Raw genomic sequence first — 16,874 nt, forward strand, 5'->3', positions numbered from 1 at the left:
GGCAACCTGCTCAGGCGGCTGCGCCAGGGCGCTCGGCCGCCGGAATACGGCCGAACTGGCCGCTGCGGAAGTCCTCCAGCGCCTGCTGGATTTCCCCGTCGCTGTTCATGACGAAGGGGCCGTAGCCGACCACGGGCTCGTCAATCGGCTCGCCGGACAGCCATAGCAGCGTGACGTCGCTATTGGCTTCCAGATGCACGCTGTCCGCAGCGCGGTCCATGTGCACCAGTTGCCCGGCGCGCGCAATCTCCTGGCCGTTGACCAGCAGCGTGCCGTGCAACACCACCAGCGCCAGCGTGTGGCCGGCCCGGGCCTGCAGCTCGGTGGAGGCTCCGGCATTCAGCCTCACATCCCAGACATCGATGGGCGTGAAGGTTCTTGCCGGGCCACGATAGGCGGGCCCTTTGCTGCCCAGGTAGTCACCGGCAATGACACGCAGATGACCCGCGCCATCGGGCAGCGCGACCTGCGGAATGTCGGAGTTCAGCAGGGTCTGGTAGCCGGGAGCGGACATCTTGTCCCTGGCCGGCAGATTGACCCACAGCTGCACCATCTCCAGGGGGCCGCCGCTCTTGGCAAAGGCTTCGGAGTGGTATTCCTCGTGCAGGATGCCCGAGGCCGCCGTCATCCACTGCACGTCGCCGGGGCCGATGGTGCCGCCGGCACCCGTGGAGTCGCGGTGGGCCACTTCACCCTCGTAGACGATGGTCACGGTCTCGAAGCCGCGGTGCGGATGCGTGCCCACGCCGCGCCGCGCCGTGGTGGGCGTGAAGCTCTGGGGACCGGCGTGATCGAGCAGCAAGAATGGGCTCAGTGCCTTGCCGTGGTCGCCATAGCTGAACAGCGAACGCACGGGAAAGCCATTGCCCACCCAGTGGGGACGGGGGGCTTCGTAGACACCCAGAATTTTCTTGAGCATGACATTTCTCCTTGCGGCAGGCCTGCAGTCCCGGTGGTCACTGCAGGTGTTGAACATGGGATAAGTATGAATTTGGAACGATGACTTGAGTAGTCCACAATATTTAGCCTCAGAGTTCTATTTTTAAAACGATGAAGCTGCCCGATCTCAACGAGCTTTACTACTTCGCCCAGGTGGTGGAGCACGGCGGATTCGCGCCCGCAGGCCGCGCACTGGGACTGCCCAAGTCCAAGCTCAGCCGCCGCGTGGCCCTGCTCGAGGACCGCCTGGGCGCGCAGTTGCTGCTGCGTTCCACGCGCAGCTTTGCCGTGACCGAGGTGGGCAAGCGCTACTACCAGCACTGCCGCGCCATGCTGACCGAGGCCGAGGCCGCCGAAGAGTCGGTGGCGTTGGTGCATTCCGAGCCCTGCGGCAAGGTGCGCATGAGCTGCCCCGTGGCGCTGCTGGCCTCACGCGTGGGCCACATGCTGGGCGAATTCATGCGCCAGTACCCACGCGTGGAGCTGCAGGTGGACGAGACCAACCGGCGCGTTGACGTGATCGGCGAGGGGCTGGATCTGGCCCTGCGCGTGCGCCCGCCGCCGCTGCAGGACAGCGATCTGGTGCTGCGCACGCTGGCCGAGCGCCGGCAATGCCTGGTGGCCGCACCCGAGCTGCTGCAGCGCCTGGGCCCGCCCGGCGGGCCCATGGATCTGTCGGCCTGGCCCAGCCTGGATACGGGTGGCGTGCAGGAAACCCACCGCTGGGTGCTGCACGGCCCCGACGCCGTGCGCGCCGAGGTCAGGCACCAGCCAAGGCTGGTGACGCAGTCCATGCTGGCCCTGCGCGACGCGGCCGTGCTGGGTGCCGGCGTGGTGCAGCTGCCCAATATGTTTGTGCGCGAGGAACTGCGCAGCGGCACACTGGTGCAGGTGTTGCCGGGCTGGCAGCCGCGGCCTGAGATCATCCACGCCGTCTATGCCTCGCGCCGCGGGCAGCTGCCTGCCGTGCGCACGCTGCTTGACCATCTGGCCCAATCCTTCAGGACCTTGTCGGAAGACTGAGCATCAAAACCGCCTCCAGCATTTACTGGGAAAGCTCTTTCAGCTATCGAAACGACAACTGCAGCATCAGCCCAGAGCCGCCTGGATATCGTCCGCCAGCTTCTCGGGCTTGTCCTGGGGTGCATAGCGGCGTATTACCTGTCCGTCGCGGCCCACCAGGAATTTGGTGAAATTCCATTTGATGGACTTGGTGCCCAGCACGCCCGGCGCTTCGGAGGTCAGCCAGCGGTACAGCGGATGCGCACCGTCGCCATTGACCTCGATCTTGTGCATGAGCGGGAAGCTGACGCCGAAGTTCAGCTCGCAAAAGCTCGCGATCTCGTCATCCGAGCCTTTCTCCTGGGCACCGAACTGGTTGCAGGGAAAGCCCAGCACCACCAGGCCCCGGTCCGCATATTGCTCGTGCAGGGCCTGTAGCCCCTTGTACTGGGGCGTGAAGCCGCAGGCGCTGGCGGTATTCACGATCAGCAACACCTTGCCCTGGTACTGCGACAGAGGGACACTGCGCCCGTGGATGTCGGTGGCTTCAAAGTCATAAACGCTGTTTGCCATGCTGCTCTCCCGCCAATGCGAAGCCGCAAGCTTAAGGCAGTCGGCAACTTGTCTCACAGCTAGAAACAACCCTGCATAGCCGCGCCACGGAGACAATACCGGGGCTGCGACCATAGAAAAACCAATCCCCGCAAGCAGAGCGCCTGTTTTTTGGGCATTCTTCGCAGTCTTGCCTTCTTGCGGCCCTTGGCGGGCTGCCTTGCCACGTGCGTTTGTCCTTGAACGAATTGAAAGAAAAATGGGTAGCTCGGGCCACAGCTCTGTGGATGCGCGCTCGCGCCAGCACTGCCGGCCAGCGCATTGCGGCCCTGCCCTGGTGGCGTCGCTGGCCGACGCAGCGTGAATGGCTGTGGTTTGCCGCAGCCTTGCCGGTACTGTTTGTCGTCTATGCGCTGCTGCTGATTCCGTTCACGCCCAGCATCAGCGACATCCGCAAGGCCAAGCTAGAGCAGCCCGCGCAGATCCTGAGCGCCGACGGCAAGCTGCTCGGCGAGTTCAAGCGCAGCAACCGCCAGTGGGTGCCACTGGAGCAGATTTCGCCTGCCGTGGTCAAGGCCCTCGTGGCCACCGAGGACCACCGCTTCTACGAACACCACGGCATGGACTTCACGCGCACCGTGGGGTCGGTCATCCATACGCTGGGCGGCAACCCCCAGGGCGGCTCCACCATCACCCAGCAGCTGGCGCGCAATCTCTACCCCACGGAAATCGGCCGCGCCCGCAATGTGAACCGCAAGCTCAAGGAGGCGATCACGGCCTTCAAGATCGAAGCGCTCTACACCAAGGACGAGATTCTCGAGACCTATCTGAACACCGTGCCCTTTCTCTACAACGCCTATGGGATAGAGATGGCGGCGCGCACCTATTTCGACAAACCTGCGGCCAAGCTCACGGTGCTGGAAAGCGCCACGCTGGTGGGCATGCTCAAGGGCAATGCCTATTACAACCCGGTGATCAATCCCGACCGCGCGATTGCCCGGCGCAACACCGTGCTGAGCCAGATGGTCAAGCGCGGCGAGCTCAAGGACGATGAGTTCGAACGCCTCAAGAAGCGCCCCATGCGTCTGGACTTCGAGCGCCAGGAGGAGCCCACGGGCATGGCGCCGCATTTTTCCCAGCAGTTGCGCAAATGGCTGATCGCCTGGGCGGACAAGCACGACTACAACATCTATACCGACGGTCTGGTAGTGCGCACCACCCTGGATTCGCGCCTGCAAAACTGGGCGCAGCAGGCCGTGAACCGCCAGATGCAAACGCTGCAGGGCATTGCCAACAACAACTGGAGCCACCGGGACGGCTGGAGTGCCGACAATGCGCTGGTGCTGCAGCTGGTGCGCGAGACGGAGGCCTTCCGCAAGCTCGCCAGAAGCGGCAGGCCTTCCGATATCAGCGAAGAAGAGGCGCTCAAGAAGCTGCTGGCCGACAAGGCCTTCATGAGACAGCTGCGCGAGGACAAGACCCGCGTGCAGGCCGGCTTTCTGGCCATTGACCCGCGCACCTCGGCCGTGCTGGCCTGGGTGGGCAGCCGCGACTATGCCCAGGATGCTTTCGACCATGTGGCCCAGGCGCGTCGCCAGCCCGGCTCCACCTTCAAGCCCTTTGTCTATGGCGCAGCCCTGCAGCGCGGCGCCAGGCCTGACGACACGCGCAAGGACGAAGCCGTGGAAATCCAGTTGCCCGGCGGCGAGGTCTGGCGTCCCAGCGATGCCGTCGAGCCCACGGGCGTGCCCATGAAGCTCAGCGATGCGCTGGCCTATTCCAAGAACACCATCACGGCCGAGCTGGGTCAGGAAGTGGGCATGGACCGCGTCATCAAGCTGGCACGCGCTCTGGGCGTGCGCCAGAGCCCGCTGGAGCCCGTGCCTTCGCTGGCGCTGGGCTCCAGCCCCGTCACGCTGCTGGAAATGGTCAATGCCTACGGCAGCATTGCCAACTCCGGCCACTACATTCCGCCCCAGCTGGTCACCCGTATCGAGAATGCCGACGGCGAGCTGCTGGCCGAATTCACCCCGCCCAAGCCCGATCAGGTCTGGGACGAGGAAGAGAACTACGGTCTGCTGGAGATGATGCGCGCCGTGATCGACAAGGGCACGGGCCGCGCGATTCGCAAGCAATACGGCATTCGCGCCGATGTGGCCGGCAAGACTGGCACCACCCAGGGCAATGCGGACGGCTGGTTCATCCTCATGCACCCGCAGATCGTGGCCGGCGCCTGGGCCGGCTTCAACGATGCGCGCATCACGCTCAAGAGCGACCAGTGGGGCCAGGGTTCGCGCAGCGCGCTGCCCATGGTGGGCGACTTCATGTCGCGCGCCCTGCGCAGCCCGTTGCTCAATGCCAAGGCCAGATTCACCGAGCCCAACACCAGCCACTGGTGGAGCGATCTGGTGGGCCGTCTGCGCGACAAGCTGCAGCAATGGAGCGGGCCGGCAGACGAGGGCCATTCAGCGCCGACGACTCCCGCACATCCAGCACCCAACAGGAGCAATGGCAGCGAAGTCGACATCATCGAGAGCACGCCCGCAGCGCCGCCCTCGACCGCCGTCCAGCCGACGCCTGCCGACAGCAACGCCCAGCCGCCCGATCTGGACAGCAGCCCCGGGTTGGCGCCCGGCGAGATGATGCCGGCACCGGCCAGAACCCCCGCGCCTTCAAGCTGGAGCGATATAGGCACACCGCTGCCGCCAGCGGCGCCACTGAATGCACCGCAGGACAACCAGTAGCGCGGTTTTCAGCCACATGCCCCACTGGGCTGTCGAATAACTGGTCCAATTGCAGACTGATACCCGCCAGCAGGTCTCCCACCAGGAGGCCGCTGGCGGATTTGTTTTCGCCGGGCATGAAACCCACATGCCGAAAGCGCTGCGCCGACCCGAAGCCGACATGACCGCCAATACGCCAACCATCGTCACCTTTGCCATCTACCTGCTGGGCATGCTGCTCATAGGCTGGGCGGGATACAAAGCCACGTCCAACCTGTCCGACTACATTCTGGGCGGGCGCAGTCTGGGCTCGGTGGTCACGGCCCTGTCGGCCGGGGCATCGGACATGAGCGGCTGGCTGCTCATGGGCCTGCCCGGGGCGGTGTTTGCCACCGGCCTGTCGGCCTCGTGGATTGCCATCGGCCTGTGCATCGGTGCCTGGCTCAACTGGCGCTTTGTCGCGGCGCGCCTGCGCGTCTACACAGAGAAGGTGGGCAATGCGCTGACCCTTCCCGACTACTTCACCAATCGCTTCGAGGACGGCAGCAGCCTGCTGCGCATCGTCACTGCGCTGGTGATTCTGGTGTTCTTCACCGTCTACTGCGCCTCCGGCGTGGTCGCCGGCGCCCGCTTGTTCGAATCCATGTTCGGCATGGACTACCAGACCGCCCTGTGGGTGGGTGCCGTGGCCACCATGGCCTATGTGTTCATCGGCGGCTTTCTGGCTGTGAGCTGGACCGACACGATCCAGGCTTCGCTGATGATCACCGCACTGATCCTCGCGCCGCTGATGGTGATCTATGCCGACGGCGGCGTGGGTGCCAGCGCGGCCATCATAGAAACCGCTCGCAGCGGCGCCTTCGACATGTTCAAGGGCCAGGGGACGATTGCCATCATCTCCTTGCTGGCCTGGGGTCTGGGCTACTTCGGCCAGCCCCACATTCTGGTGCGCTTCATGGCAGCCGAGTCAATCAAGACCATTCCCAACGCACGCCGCATCGGCATGACCTGGATGGTGCTGTGCCTGGGCGGCGCCGTGGCCGTGGGCTTCTTCGGCATTGCGTTCTTTGCCAGCCGCCCCGATATCGCGGTGAACGTCAATGGCAACCACGAGCTGGTGTTCCTGGAAGTCGCCAAGCTGCTGTTCAACCCCTGGATCAGCGGCGTGCTGCTGGCCGCCGTGCTGGCCGCCGTGATGAGCACACTGTCCTGCCAGTTGCTGGTCTGCTCCAGCGCCCTCACCCAGGATATCTACAAGACCTTTCTGCACAGGAACGCCAGCCAGAAGCAGCTGGTCTGGTTTGGCCGCGCCATGGTGTTCGCGATTGCCGTGATTGCCATCCTCATCGCGCAGGACCCCAAGGCCAAGGTGCTGGGCATGGTCAGCAATGCCTGGGCCGGCTTCGGCGCAGCCTTCGGCCCGCTGGTGCTGATCTCGCTGCTCTGGGCCCGCATGACACGCAACGGCGCCCTGGCCGGCATGGTCGTGGGGGCGGTCACGGTGCTGGTCTGGCTGCATTGCCAGTGGTTCAAGCTCTATGAAATCGTTCCCGGGTTTGCGTTGTCTGCTATTGCTATCGTAGTAGTCAGCCTGCTGGACAAAGCGCCTTCGGCCACGATCGCAGCCAAGCACCGCGAGGTGGAAGCAGAAATCGCCGCCCACGGTGAATAAGCAGCTTGGGCTGCTGCGCCAAGGCCCTGCCCGGCCATGCCGGCAGGGCCTTTTTGTTGCCGAAACAGCCGGGACGAGGGAGCCGGAACAGCCCAGGCAGCGGCCCCGGCAACTGCACAAAAAATAGGCGCAACTTGCATTTTCAAGGCCTATCCGTCACACTTACGGGTCGAAATTTCAGGCATTACCTGAGATTCTGAAAGGTTTAGTGAATGCTCAAGGCCGCTGCAGCCAAGGTATATCAGACGGGTTTAGCGTTGATGCTGGGTGCCGCTTTTGCGCTGGCACCCCCTGCGGCTTTGGCGCGCAAAGCGCCCGAAGTCGGTGCCACCGTTCCCGGCTTTGAGACCGTGAGCCTGGCCGAACTGCCGCGCGAAGGCCGCACCACCTATGGTCGTATCCTTCAGGGCGGTCCGTTTTCCAGCGACAAGGACGGCACTGTATTCGGCAACCGTGAGCGCATACTTCCGCGCCAGGCCAGAGGCTATTACCGCGAATACACCGTGCGCACGCCAGGCGCGAAAAACCGGGGTGCGCGGCGCATAGTCTGTGGCGGCTTGCAGCCCCAGGTGCCCGATGCCTGCTTCTACACCGGCGACCACTACAACAGCTTTCAGCAAATCGTCCAATGAAGTTAAAAGACGCCCTCCAGGCCCGCCATAAAGCGGCTTTTGACCTCTTGAATTCCGCAGCGGCGGTTTGCGCAGACAGCCTACAGCGCTGTCAGTACCGACTCTGCCACCAGTTTTGATGTTTTTAGAAAGAATCACGGAGATGGACACGCCACTTCGTAAGCCCTCGGAAACACCGTTGCGCAATGTTCGCCCGAACATCGTGCAATCCATTCGCGCCTATCGCATTCCTGATCTTCAGGCGGCAGCAGAGGCGCTGGGCTCCCATTTCCTCTATGCCAATCTGGCCCATGCCCAGACCAAGGCCGATGTTTTCGAGCTGCTGTCCACCCAGTTCTACCTGCCGGCACACTTTGGCAAGAACTGGGATGCGCTGTATGACTGCATGACCGACCCGATCAACAAATCCGGCCCGCAACCCGGTTTTGTGGTGGTGCTCGACCAGATTCCGACCACTCCCAAGTTCGACAAGGAAGTGCGCGAGCAGTTGCTGGACGTGTTCCGCGATACTGCGGACTTCTGGGCAGAGCGCAAGATTCCCTTCCGCTGCTTTTACTCATTCCTGTAGGCCGGCTGCTGCGGCGCACACAACACAAAATGCCCGCCTTGAATGCGGGCATTTTTGCTTTCAGCAACCCCAGGCTCAGGCAGTGCCGCCCTGCGCGGCAGCCTTGAGCTGCATCCACTTGCCCATTGCAATCACCAGCACGGCGCCGCAGGCGGCCGCTGCGTAATGCGCCCAGGGATTGATCCGTACAAAACCTTCGAGCATATGGTCGCTGGTGATGGTTTCGCCGGCCACCCAGCCAATCAGTGCCGCGCCCAGAGTGACGATGACTGGAAAACGCTCCATCAGCTTGATCATCAGCGTGGAGCCAAAGATGACCAGCGGAATGCTGATGGCCAGGCCCAGGACCAGCAGCAGCATGTCGCCGCCCGCCGCCGCCGCCACGGCAATCACATTGTCCAGGCTCATGACCAGATCGGCGAGCAAGATGGTGCGAACAGCAGCCATCATGCCCTGCCTGGCCACGCTGCCGGAATCCTCCGCTTCATCTTCGCCCTTGAGCAGGCCCACACCGATCCACAACAGCAGCAGGCCGCCGATGACTTCCACAAACGGCAGCTGCATCAGCTTGGCCGCGACTACCGTCAGGGCAATCCGCAGCACCACGGCAGCGCCGGAGCCGAGCATGACCGCTTTTTTCTGCTGCTCGGGCGGCAGTCCGCGTGCGGCCAGGGCGATGACCACCGCGTTGTCGCCCGAGAGAATGATGTTGATCCAGACAATCTTGAACAAGCCGATCCAGAAATCGGCACCGAGCATGACATCCATGGGGAGAGTTTCCTGAGTTCTTTGTCCGTTGCCACTTGAACGGACGAACGCCCCGCGCTGCACAGCCGGGAGCTATCCATGCAGGAAAGTTTAGCCAACTGGCTCTGGCGGCCGCTGCCGGCGTATTGCTTCTGGCGTCATGGGAATTGCGGACCTGGCAAGCCACTGCAAGCGCTTCAAATTACCAGTTTTCAGTGATAGGCAAACCACTGGATCTCGGTGACAGTACGCCACAATATCAGCGGTACCCCACACAATATGGCAGAGACATTCTCCCTACCCACCGAGTCCATCCTCCCCAGCCCCTTGCTCGTGGTGGAGGATGAGCCGCTGATCCGCAACAGGCTGGAAAGCATTTTGCGCGGCCTCGGGTATGCGGATGATGCTCTCATTTTTTGCGCAACCCTGAAACAGGCACGAGCGCAGCTGGCGGAGCATCCGGTGGCCATGGCGCTGGTGGACCTGGGGCTTCCCGACGGCAGCGGCATCGACCTGATCAGCCAGCTGCGTGCCGCAGACCCCGGCATGGGCATTCTGGTCATCTCGGCCTGGAGCACCGAGGACGCCATTCTGTCGGCGCTGCGTGCCGGGGCCAACGGCTATGTGCTCAAGGAGCGCGACGACCTGGAAGTCACGCTGTCCATCCGCAGCGTGCTGCGCGGCGGCGCCCCCATCGACCCGTTCATTGCACGGCGCATCATTGCCGAGCTGCAGCCGGCCCAGCCCACGGAAGCGCACAAGGCGATGCCGCCCGAGGCCGTACTCAGCACCCGCGAACTCCAGATCCTCAAGTTGGTGGCCGATGGCATGACCAACAGGGAGATCGCAGAGTCGCTCTTTCTCTCGCGGTACACGGTGGAATGCCATGTGAAAAACATCTACCGCAAGCTGGCCGTGCCTTCCCGCACCAAGGCGGTCAGCGAGGCCCGTGCGCGCGGTTTGCTGATCTGAATGCCCGAGCGGACGGCTCTCATGCTCCGCCTGATATTTGCGCTCATCCTGGGATGGAGCTGCAGCATGGCCTGGGCACAGGAGGCCAAGCCTCAAGACCTGCGCTGCGAGCCCCGCATCGTGGCCCGCCAATCGGCCAAGGCTTTTCCCGAAGGGCCTGTGCCCGATGCAGCCCTGCTGCAGTGGGTGGATGTGCCGCCGCTGGACGATTGGAGTCAGCGCTGGCCCGGGTATGACGGCGCCGCCTGGTACCGCATCGACTGGGAAAGCCGCTGCGGGCACGACCAACCTGTGGCTCTGGCCATCATCAATATGGTGATGGCAGGCGAGGTGTTCGTGAATTCGGAGCTGATCTGGCGCGACCAGTCGCTGGTGGAGCCCCTGAGCCGCAGCTGGAACATGCCGCGCTACTGGCTGCTGCCCAAGGCACTGCTCAAGGAGCAAGGCAATAGCATCTGGGTGCGCATCCATGGAATCAGCAGCCAAACGCCGGGCCTGGGACGGCTGCGCCTGGGAGACCCCGCCGAGCTGGAGCAATGGACGGCACAGGCCACCTGGAGCCTGCGCACCATCTATGTGGTCTGCATCACGGTCAGCCTGGTGCTGTGCCTGCTGTTTGCATTTGCCTGGCTACACCATCGCTACCAGAAACTCTATGGCTGGTACGCACTCAATCTGCTGTGCTGGGCACTGATGCTGTGCTTCATCGTCATGACGGATCCCTGGCCCTTTGCCAGCACGCAGGCCTTCGCCCGAGGCAATTTGCTGATTTTCATCGCCTTTACCTACACGTTCTGCATTTTTGCGCTGCGTTTTGCCGATTTAAGCCTGAGAAAACTGGAGCGCACGCTGACCGGACTGTGCAGCCTGTGCGCCGTGTTCGCCCTGACCGTGCCCGAGGCACAGATGGCGCTGAGCCAGGCCATCTGGCTGCTGATGTTCTGTCTTTGCGCTCTGGTCTGCCTGCTGTTTCCGCTGCGTGCGCTGCAGACGCGCACGCCGGCCCACATCATTTTCAGTCTCTGCTTCGTGCTCTACCTGGCCATCGGCGTGCACGACCTGCTGCTGCTGACCAAGGCCCTGGATCACAATCTGACGCTGATTCCCTACACCACCTTGATGAGCATGCTGGTGATCGCCTGGTTGCTGGGGCGACAGATCGTCAAGAACATGCGCCACATCGAGCGCTTCAATCACGAGCTCAGCCTCACGGTCACCCAGGCCTGCGATGACCTGAGCCAGACTCTGGAGAGAGAGCACCACCTGGCTCTGAGCCACTCGCGCCTGCAGGAGCGGCTGCGCATTTCCCAGGATCTGCACGATGGGCTGGGAGGCTCTCTGGTGCGCTCCATTGCGCTGGTCGAGCAAAGCAGCTCTCCTTTGCCCAATGCCCAGGTGCTGTCCATGCTCAAGCTCATGCGTGACGACCTGCGCCAGATGATTGATACCGGCACCAGCGCCGCCATCCAGGTTCCCGAGACACCCGTGCAATGGCTTGCACCGCTGCGCCACCGCTTTGCAAGGCTGTTCGAGGAGCTGGACATACAGGTCAAATGGAGCCTGCCCACCTACTGGGCTCACGCGCCCAGCCCCATCCAGTGTCTGACGCTGACCCGTGTGCTGGAAGAGGCTTTGACCAATGTCGTCAAGCACAGCCGCGCCAGCCAGGTAGAAGTTCGGCTGGAGATTCCTGATTCCAGGGAGTTGCAGTTGCAGATCGAGGACAACGGCACAGGCTTTGACCTCGACAGCACCCAGATCAACAGCATGGGCGTGGGCATGCGCAGCATGCTGGCGCGCTTGGAGCGCCTGCAGGGCACTCTGGTCATACAGTCCCGCCCCGGTCGCACCGAGCTGCGCGCCAGCCTGCCGCTGCTCGGCAAGGTGCAACGCCACACCGAGGTACAGAGCGCCATGCAGACGGCGCAGAGCGTGCTGTAACTGCGCTAAGCTTTCTGCATGCCCCTGCTTATCGACGGAACACCGCATGAAGACGGCATCTTCACCCTTCAACTGACGTCAGGTGCACCGCACAGACTCAAAACCAGCCCCGGTCAAGGCAGTCTGAGCCTGGGTCCCGAGAAGCTGCTGAAAACCGCCGACCTGCGGCTGCCGGTCGACGCCTGCGTGCTCTGGCACTGCTTTGACCCGTTTGCCACGCCTGCCGGCTCGCCCTGGCCGCGCAGCTTCTACTACACGGGCAATGACCACGGTTTTTTCACATGGGCGCAGTTGCGCCCTATCGAAAACTTCAGCTGGTACCCGCAGCTGCAGCAAGACGTGCATATCGACGCGAGTCAGTCACAGATTCGCGAGCTGAGCATTCATCTGCAGGCCGGCCATCAAGGCCATATCCACCTGAAGCTGCCGCAGCAGGGCATGCACCTTCATCTGCAGGGCAATCTGGAGCAAATCACCGTCACAGCAGGCCTGCCTGAAAGCCTGAGTTTGAGCCCGGCCACCAGCAAGAACCCGGCCGACAAAGCCTTCCAGCTGCCCGACATGGGCAGCCTGAAACAGGTCGGTACGCTGGAGCTGCGCAACGGTGCGGGTAAGCAAGCTGTTTCGCTGCAGAATCTGCTGCAATTTTCGAAGCTGGATTCGCTTTCCCTGTGGGGGAATCACAGCGACCTGGCCCAGCTTTCTTCATGCACGCAGCTCAGGACGCTATCACTGCGTTTTATGCGCCATCTGTCGGAGCTTCCAGCGCTGCAAGTCTGGCCGCAACTGGACTCCTTCATCGCCTACAACGTTGAAGAAGCTGCCGGAAAACGCCTGCGCCAGCAGCTCAAGGAGCGCACCAAGTCACGACCCTGGGCCGACTACACATCCGTCAGCCAGCTACGCAAGCCCGAATGGTGGACCAAGGAATATGGGCGGCCATTTGCAGGCTGGGCCGCAGCCCGCGCCAGGATCGCGCATGCAGCTTACGACCTGGCCGAACAGGAGATCGGCGCGGCCAGCAGCCTTGCCCATGTACAAGCTGCACTGACGACCTTTACCGCCCGCTTCAACACGGTCAAAGGCATTGAGACCAGCGAACGTGAAGACCTGGGACTGGCCGTGCAGCAGCTGGCACAACTGCCTGCGGCGCTGGCCCTGAAGCTGACGCATGAGCAGGCCGGGCAATGGTTTGACCAGAACCGCGATTACTAGCGTTACCGAGCGGCTGCGGGATCGACCTGCGCAATGATGCCGCCTCCCAGGCAGACATCGCCGTCATAGAGCACGGCGGACTGACCAGGGGTGACAGCCCATTGCGCTTCGGGAAAGTCCAGGCGGAAGCCCGCCTCGGAAGCCTGGGAAATCAGCGCCGGGGAATCCGGCTGGCGGTAGCGGGTCTTGGAGCCGTAGGCCTTGCCCTGTGCCGGGGCATGGCCGGCCACCCAGCTGACCTGATCGGCCAGCAGCGCATGCGACAGCAGCAGCGGATGGTCATGACCCTGCACCACGCGCAGAATGTTCTTGTCCATTTCCTTGCGCGCCACAAACCAGGGCGCATGGTCGCCCGCACCACGGGCTGCACCCTTTTCCTTGACGCCGCCAATGCCCAGACCCGAACGCTGCCCCAGCGTGTAGAAGGACAGGCCCACATGCTTGCCCAGCTTGCGGTTGCGGTCGTCCAGGATCGGTCCCGGCTCCTTGCTGATGTAGCGGTTCAGGAAGTCGCGGAACGGGCGCTCGCCGATGAAGCAGATGCCCGTCGAGTCCTTCTTCCTGGCATTGGGCAGGCCGATCTCCTCGGCAATGCGGCGCACCTCGGTCTTGTGCAGCTCGCCCACGGGAAACATGGCCTTGGACAACTGGGCCTGGTTCAGCCGATGCAGAAAATAGCTCTGATCCTTGCTGTTATCCAGGCCCTTGAGCAGCTCGAACAGCTGGGTGGACGGATTCTGGCGCACACGTGCGTAGTGGCCGGTGGCTATCTTCTCGGCGCCCAGACGCATGGCGTGGTCGAGGAAGGCCTTGAACTTGATCTCCGCATTGCACAACACGTCCGGATTGGGCGTGCGACCGGCCTGGTACTCGCGCAGGAACTCGGCAAACACCCGATCCTTGTAGTCGGCGGCGAAGTTCACGTGCTCGATCTCGATGCCAATCACGTCGGCCACGGCCGCCGCATCGACGAAATCGATATTCGACGAGCAGTATTCGCTGTCGTCGTCATCCTCCCAGTTCTTCATGAAGATGCCGACGACCTCGTGGCCCTGCTGTTTGAGAAGATAGGCGGTGACGGCGGAATCCACACCGCCCGACAAACCCACCACGACACGCTGCTTGTTGCTCATAGGTATGCGATTATCCCAGCGCCCGTCAACTGCTGCGGGCGTGAGGATTTGCCATGGAACTGCGCCAGCTGCGCTACTTTGTACGAATTGTTGAACTGGGCTCCATGAGCCGGGCAGCGCTGGATCTGGACATGGTGCAGTCGGCTCTGAGCCAGCAGATCAGCCGCCTGGAGTCCGAACTCTCGACCCGGCTGCTGCAGCGCACACCGCGCGGCGTCATCCCTACCGAAGCCGGCCAGGCCTTTTTCCACCAGGCCCAGCTCACCCTGCGCCATGCCCAGCAGGCCATTCACGCGGCCCAGCAGGCGCGGCTGTCGGGCGCCGTCAGCATGGGCCTGTCGCCCACGATTGCGAATGTGCTGGGCCTGCCGCTGATGCGCGCCATGCGCGAGCGCTACCCCGAAGTGCGTCTGCACATCGTGTCTGCGCTGTCAGGACATCTGACCAGTCTTCTCAACGCCCGACAGCTGGACCTTGCCATTCTCTTTGATACACAGAATGCACGGCGCTGGAGCGTGATGCCGCTGCTCGAGGAGCAGCTGTTTCTGATCCAGTCTCGCCAGCAGCCTGTGGCGCCGCAAATCCAGCATGCCGCACCCATCAGCCTGGAGCTGCTGCAGCAAGTGCCGCTGATCCTGCCCTCGGGCAGCCACGGCCTGCGCAGCTCCATCATGGCCTCGTTCACCAGTGCCGGTTTCCAGTCGCAGATGGCCATGGAAATCGACTCGCTGTCCCTGCTGATGGAAGCGGTCGCAGCCGGCATGGGGGCCACGGTCCAGCCCTGGTCGGCCATGGGCATGTACCGCGATGCGGCCGAGCGTTTCCAGTGGTCACAGATCGCCGATGACTCGGTGCGGCGCAAGGCCGCGCTGTGCAGCCTGTCGGACGACGAGCTCTCGCCCGCTGCCCTGGCCGCACGCGTGGTGCTGATGGACTGCGCGCGGCAGCTGGTGCATTCCGGAGTCTGGCGGGGAGCATCGCTGACGGACTGAGTCCTCATCTTCCGGGCAGGGGATGAATGCGAAGCTGGCCGGCCATAGGCGATGCCGGGACATCAAGGCTCAGGCCTTACGTAATTTCCACAGCAACTTTGTTGCCATGTGAAGCTCATACCTCATGGCAAACCTAGATCTTCATTACAACATTGCTGTTGCGCCCCCTGGGCCGCATCTCGACATCCAACTTGCACCACGCCGACGGCGCCAGCCTACAGCGGGTGCGAGTGCGCTTTTTTAATATGAGCCTTGCCTCGTGCTGGATGTGAAGTGCGCTTCAGGACAGCCAGCCAAAACCAAGGTTCATTTATGACATCTCTAGATATTCAGCTGCTGCTGACCGCACTGGTCAGCGTGTTGGTGCTGGTCGCCTTGATTGTTTCGCGCATCAAGCTGCATCCGCTGCTGGCCCTGCTCATCGTCTCGGTCGGCGTCGGCTTTGCCACCGGCATGGATCCGGAAACCATCGTCAAGCAACTGACCAACGGCGCGGGCAAAACGCTGGGCGCCGTAGGCGTCGTGATCGCGCTGGGCGCCATGCTGGGCAAGATCCTGGCCGATGCCGGCATCACCGAGCAGATCGCCGAAGCCATTCTCAGGCACTCCTCCGATCGCATGATCCCCTGGGCCATGACCCTGGTGGCCTTCATCGTCGGCATCCCGATGTTCTTCGAAGTCGGCCTGGTGGTCATGCTGCCGCTGATCTTCAGCGTGGCGCGCAAGCTGGAGGGCCAGGCACGCTTCAAGGGCTCGGCCTATGTCTACGTCGGCGTGCCCGTGATCTCGGCACTGGCGGCCATGCACGGCATGGTTCCGCCCCACCCCGGCCCCCTGACCGCCATCGCCACCCTCAAGACCACGGTCGGCCCGACCATGCTGTACGGCTTTCTGGCCGCCATACCGGCCATGGTTCTCGGCGGCCCGCTCTATGGCGCCTTCATCGCCCCGCGCATGAGCACCAAGCCCGACCAGGCCTTGCTCGACCAGTTCACCATCACCGAGAAAGCCGCTGCCGGCCCGCAGCCCAGCATCGCCCTGGGCGTGCTGGCGGCCCTGCTGCCCGCCATTCTGATGCTGATCCATGCCGTCGCCGAAATGCTGCTGCCCAAGGACGCGGCAGCCATGCATGTGGCCAGCTTTCTGGGCAATCCCCTGATCGCCATGCTGCTGGGCGTGCTGTTCGCCATCGTGGCCCTCGTCATGGTCCGTGGCGGCGACACCGAAAAGCTGCGCGACGCGCTGGGCAAGAGCCTCAAGCCGATTGCCTCCATCATCATGATCATTGCCGGCGGCGGCGCCTTCCAGCAGATGCTGACCAGCGCCAAGGTCGGTGATGCCATCGTCCATCTGACCCAGCAGTTCGCCTTCCCGCCGCTGATCCTGGGCTGGCTGATCGCCATGCTGCTGTCCGTCTCCACCGGCAGCGCCACCGTGGGCATCGTGGGCGCTGCCGGCCTGCTCGCGCCGCTGGCGGGGGCCGACCCCAGCCTGAACCTGCCCCTGTTGGCCCTGTCCATCGGCTGCGGCTCGCTGTTCTTCAACTATGCCAACCACGCCGGCTTCTGGATGGTCAAGGAGTCCTTCGGCATGACCATGGGCGAAGCCACCAAGACCATCTCGGTCGTGCAGTCCATCGTGGCCGTGGTGGGCCTGGTCATGGTGCTGCTCTTCAACGCGCTCGTCACCGTGCATTGAGGCTGGCCGTCCAGGCCACACCGGGGCCGCAGCGCAGCGGCCCTGGTGCCTGTCGCCGGGCTGCAGCCTGTGGCGCATGGCCGCATCG

14 protein-coding genes are annotated in these 16,874 nt (G+C 63.3%); 10 read left to right on the forward strand and 4 right to left on the reverse strand.

Annotation, left to right across the window (positions count from 1 at the left end; genetic code table 11):
• Window positions 1-10 precede the first annotated feature (10 nt).
• On the reverse strand, window positions 11-919 hold the full coding sequence (locus FSY59_RS09135; protein ID WP_148728844.1) for a pirin family protein: 909 nt from the start codon (window positions 917-919) through the stop codon (window positions 11-13).
• A gap of 131 nt (window positions 920-1,050) precedes the next feature.
• Between FSY59_RS09135 and FSY59_RS09140 the strand changes: the two genes are divergently transcribed.
• On the forward strand, window positions 1,051-1,962 hold the full coding sequence (locus tag FSY59_RS09140) for a LysR family transcriptional regulator (RefSeq protein ID WP_148728845.1): 912 nt from the start codon (window positions 1,051-1,053) through the stop codon (window positions 1,960-1,962).
• Between the two features lie 66 nt (window positions 1,963-2,028).
• Here FSY59_RS09140 and FSY59_RS09145 read toward each other — a convergent pair whose 3' ends face one another.
• Window positions 2,029-2,514, reverse strand: a complete 486-nt coding sequence (locus FSY59_RS09145) for a glutathione peroxidase (protein ID WP_003060284.1) — start codon at window positions 2,512-2,514, stop codon at window positions 2,029-2,031.
• 266 nt (window positions 2,515-2,780) lie between these two features.
• Here FSY59_RS09145 and FSY59_RS09150 point away from each other — a divergent pair, with 266 nt between their 5' ends.
• The 4 genes from FSY59_RS09150 (at window position 2,781) to FSY59_RS09165 (ending at window position 8,088) form a co-directional block, all read left to right on the forward strand.
• Window positions 2,781-5,237 carry a penicillin-binding protein 1A gene (locus FSY59_RS09150; RefSeq protein ID WP_148729020.1) on the forward strand — a complete coding sequence of 819 codons (2,457 nt, stop codon included), beginning with the start codon at window positions 2,781-2,783 and terminating at the stop codon, window positions 5,235-5,237.
• Window positions 5,238-5,364: 127 nt separating this feature from the next.
• The gene (gene putP, locus FSY59_RS09155) at window positions 5,365-6,888 is read left to right on the forward strand and encodes a sodium/proline symporter PutP (RefSeq protein ID WP_148728846.1); all 1,524 of its coding nucleotides are present in this window, start codon (window positions 5,365-5,367) and stop codon (window positions 6,886-6,888) included.
• A gap of 212 nt (window positions 6,889-7,100) precedes the next feature.
• Window positions 7,101-7,520, forward strand: coding sequence for a ribonuclease domain-containing protein (locus tag FSY59_RS09160; protein ID WP_003072352.1), 420 nt, complete (start codon window positions 7,101-7,103; stop codon window positions 7,518-7,520).
• Between the two features lie 142 nt (window positions 7,521-7,662).
• Entirely contained in the window at window positions 7,663-8,088 is a 426-nt protein-coding gene (locus FSY59_RS09165; RefSeq protein ID WP_003072350.1) for a barstar family protein, read from the forward strand.
• Between the two features lie 75 nt (window positions 8,089-8,163).
• On the opposite strand, the gene FSY59_RS09170 is transcribed toward FSY59_RS09165, so the two are convergent.
• Window positions 8,164-8,856, reverse strand: a complete 693-nt coding sequence (locus tag FSY59_RS09170) for a TerC family protein (protein ID WP_148728847.1) — start codon at window positions 8,854-8,856, stop codon at window positions 8,164-8,166.
• Window positions 8,857-9,114: 258 nt separating this feature from the next.
• Here FSY59_RS09170 and FSY59_RS09175 point away from each other — a divergent pair, with 258 nt between their 5' ends.
• Genes FSY59_RS09175 through FSY59_RS09185 form a run of 3 tightly spaced genes read left to right on the forward strand, consistent with a single transcriptional unit; the run spans window position 9,115 to window position 12,963 of the window.
• The gene (locus tag FSY59_RS09175) at window positions 9,115-9,807 is read left to right on the forward strand and encodes a response regulator transcription factor (RefSeq protein WP_003060270.1); all 693 of its coding nucleotides are present in this window, start codon (window positions 9,115-9,117) and stop codon (window positions 9,805-9,807) included.
• The gene (locus FSY59_RS09180; protein WP_148728848.1) at window positions 9,808-11,748 is read left to right on the forward strand and encodes an ATP-binding protein; all 1,941 of its coding nucleotides are present in this window, start codon (window positions 9,808-9,810) and stop codon (window positions 11,746-11,748) included.
• Window positions 11,749-11,766: 18 nt separating this feature from the next.
• Complete coding sequence (locus tag FSY59_RS09185) at window positions 11,767-12,963, forward strand: transcriptional regulator (RefSeq protein ID WP_148728849.1); 1,197 nt, start codon at window positions 11,767-11,769, stop codon at window positions 12,961-12,963.
• Between the two features lie 2 nt (window positions 12,964-12,965).
• Here the strand turns inward: FSY59_RS09185 and mnmA are convergent, their stop codons facing one another.
• Window positions 12,966-14,096, reverse strand: coding sequence for a tRNA 2-thiouridine(34) synthase MnmA (gene mnmA / locus FSY59_RS09190; protein ID WP_003060261.1), 1,131 nt, complete (start codon window positions 14,094-14,096; stop codon window positions 12,966-12,968).
• Between the two features lie 53 nt (window positions 14,097-14,149).
• Between mnmA and FSY59_RS09195 the strand changes: the two genes are divergently transcribed.
• Both FSY59_RS09195 and FSY59_RS09200 read left to right on the forward strand, forming a co-directional pair.
• Entirely contained in the window at window positions 14,150-15,088 is a 939-nt protein-coding gene (locus FSY59_RS09195) for a LysR substrate-binding domain-containing protein (protein WP_003060259.1), read from the forward strand.
• A gap of 312 nt (window positions 15,089-15,400) precedes the next feature.
• Entirely contained in the window at window positions 15,401-16,786 is a 1,386-nt protein-coding gene (locus tag FSY59_RS09200) for a GntP family permease (RefSeq protein WP_003060256.1), read from the forward strand.
• Window positions 16,787-16,874 lie beyond the last annotated feature (88 nt).

The sequence above is a fragment of the Comamonas sp. Z3 genome, from assembly GCF_008121565.1.
Classification (GTDB): Bacteria; Pseudomonadota; Gammaproteobacteria; order Burkholderiales; family Burkholderiaceae_C; genus Comamonas; species Comamonas brasiliensis.

What these genes read in the sequence shown, in the direction of transcription:
- FSY59_RS09160 (WP_003072352.1), top strand. Translation starts at nt 7,101, where the DNA reads ATGCTCAAGGCCGCTGCAGCCAAGGTATATCAGACGGGTTTAGCGTTG.
- FSY59_RS09200 (WP_003060256.1), top strand. Translation starts at nt 15,401, where the DNA reads ATGACATCTCTAGATATTCAGCTGCTGCTGACCGCACTGGTCAGCGTG.
- FSY59_RS09195 (WP_003060259.1), top strand. Translation starts at nt 14,150, where the DNA reads ATGGAACTGCGCCAGCTGCGCTACTTTGTACGAATTGTTGAACTGGGC.
- FSY59_RS09150 (WP_148729020.1), top strand. Translation starts at nt 2,781, where the DNA reads ATGCGCGCTCGCGCCAGCACTGCCGGCCAGCGCATTGCGGCCCTGCCC.
- FSY59_RS09140 (WP_148728845.1), top strand. Translation starts at nt 1,051, where the DNA reads ATGAAGCTGCCCGATCTCAACGAGCTTTACTACTTCGCCCAGGTGGTG.
- FSY59_RS09135 (WP_148728844.1), bottom strand. Translation starts at nt 919, where the DNA reads ATGCTCAAGAAAATTCTGGGTGTCTACGAAGCCCCCCGTCCCCACTGG.
- FSY59_RS09185 (WP_148728849.1), top strand. Translation starts at nt 11,767, where the DNA reads ATGCCCCTGCTTATCGACGGAACACCGCATGAAGACGGCATCTTCACC.
- FSY59_RS09145 (WP_003060284.1), bottom strand. Translation starts at nt 2,514, where the DNA reads ATGGCAAACAGCGTTTATGACTTTGAAGCCACCGACATCCACGGGCGC.
- FSY59_RS09165 (WP_003072350.1), top strand. Translation starts at nt 7,663, where the DNA reads ATGGACACGCCACTTCGTAAGCCCTCGGAAACACCGTTGCGCAATGTT.
- mnmA (WP_003060261.1), bottom strand. Translation starts at nt 14,096, where the DNA reads ATGAGCAACAAGCAGCGTGTCGTGGTGGGTTTGTCGGGCGGTGTGGAT.
- FSY59_RS09180 (WP_148728848.1), top strand. Translation starts at nt 9,808, where the DNA reads ATGCCCGAGCGGACGGCTCTCATGCTCCGCCTGATATTTGCGCTCATC.
- FSY59_RS09175 (WP_003060270.1), top strand. Translation starts at nt 9,115, where the DNA reads ATGGCAGAGACATTCTCCCTACCCACCGAGTCCATCCTCCCCAGCCCC.
- FSY59_RS09170 (WP_148728847.1), bottom strand. Translation starts at nt 8,856, where the DNA reads ATGGATGTCATGCTCGGTGCCGATTTCTGGATCGGCTTGTTCAAGATT.
- putP (WP_148728846.1), top strand. Translation starts at nt 5,365, where the DNA reads ATGCCGAAAGCGCTGCGCCGACCCGAAGCCGACATGACCGCCAATACG.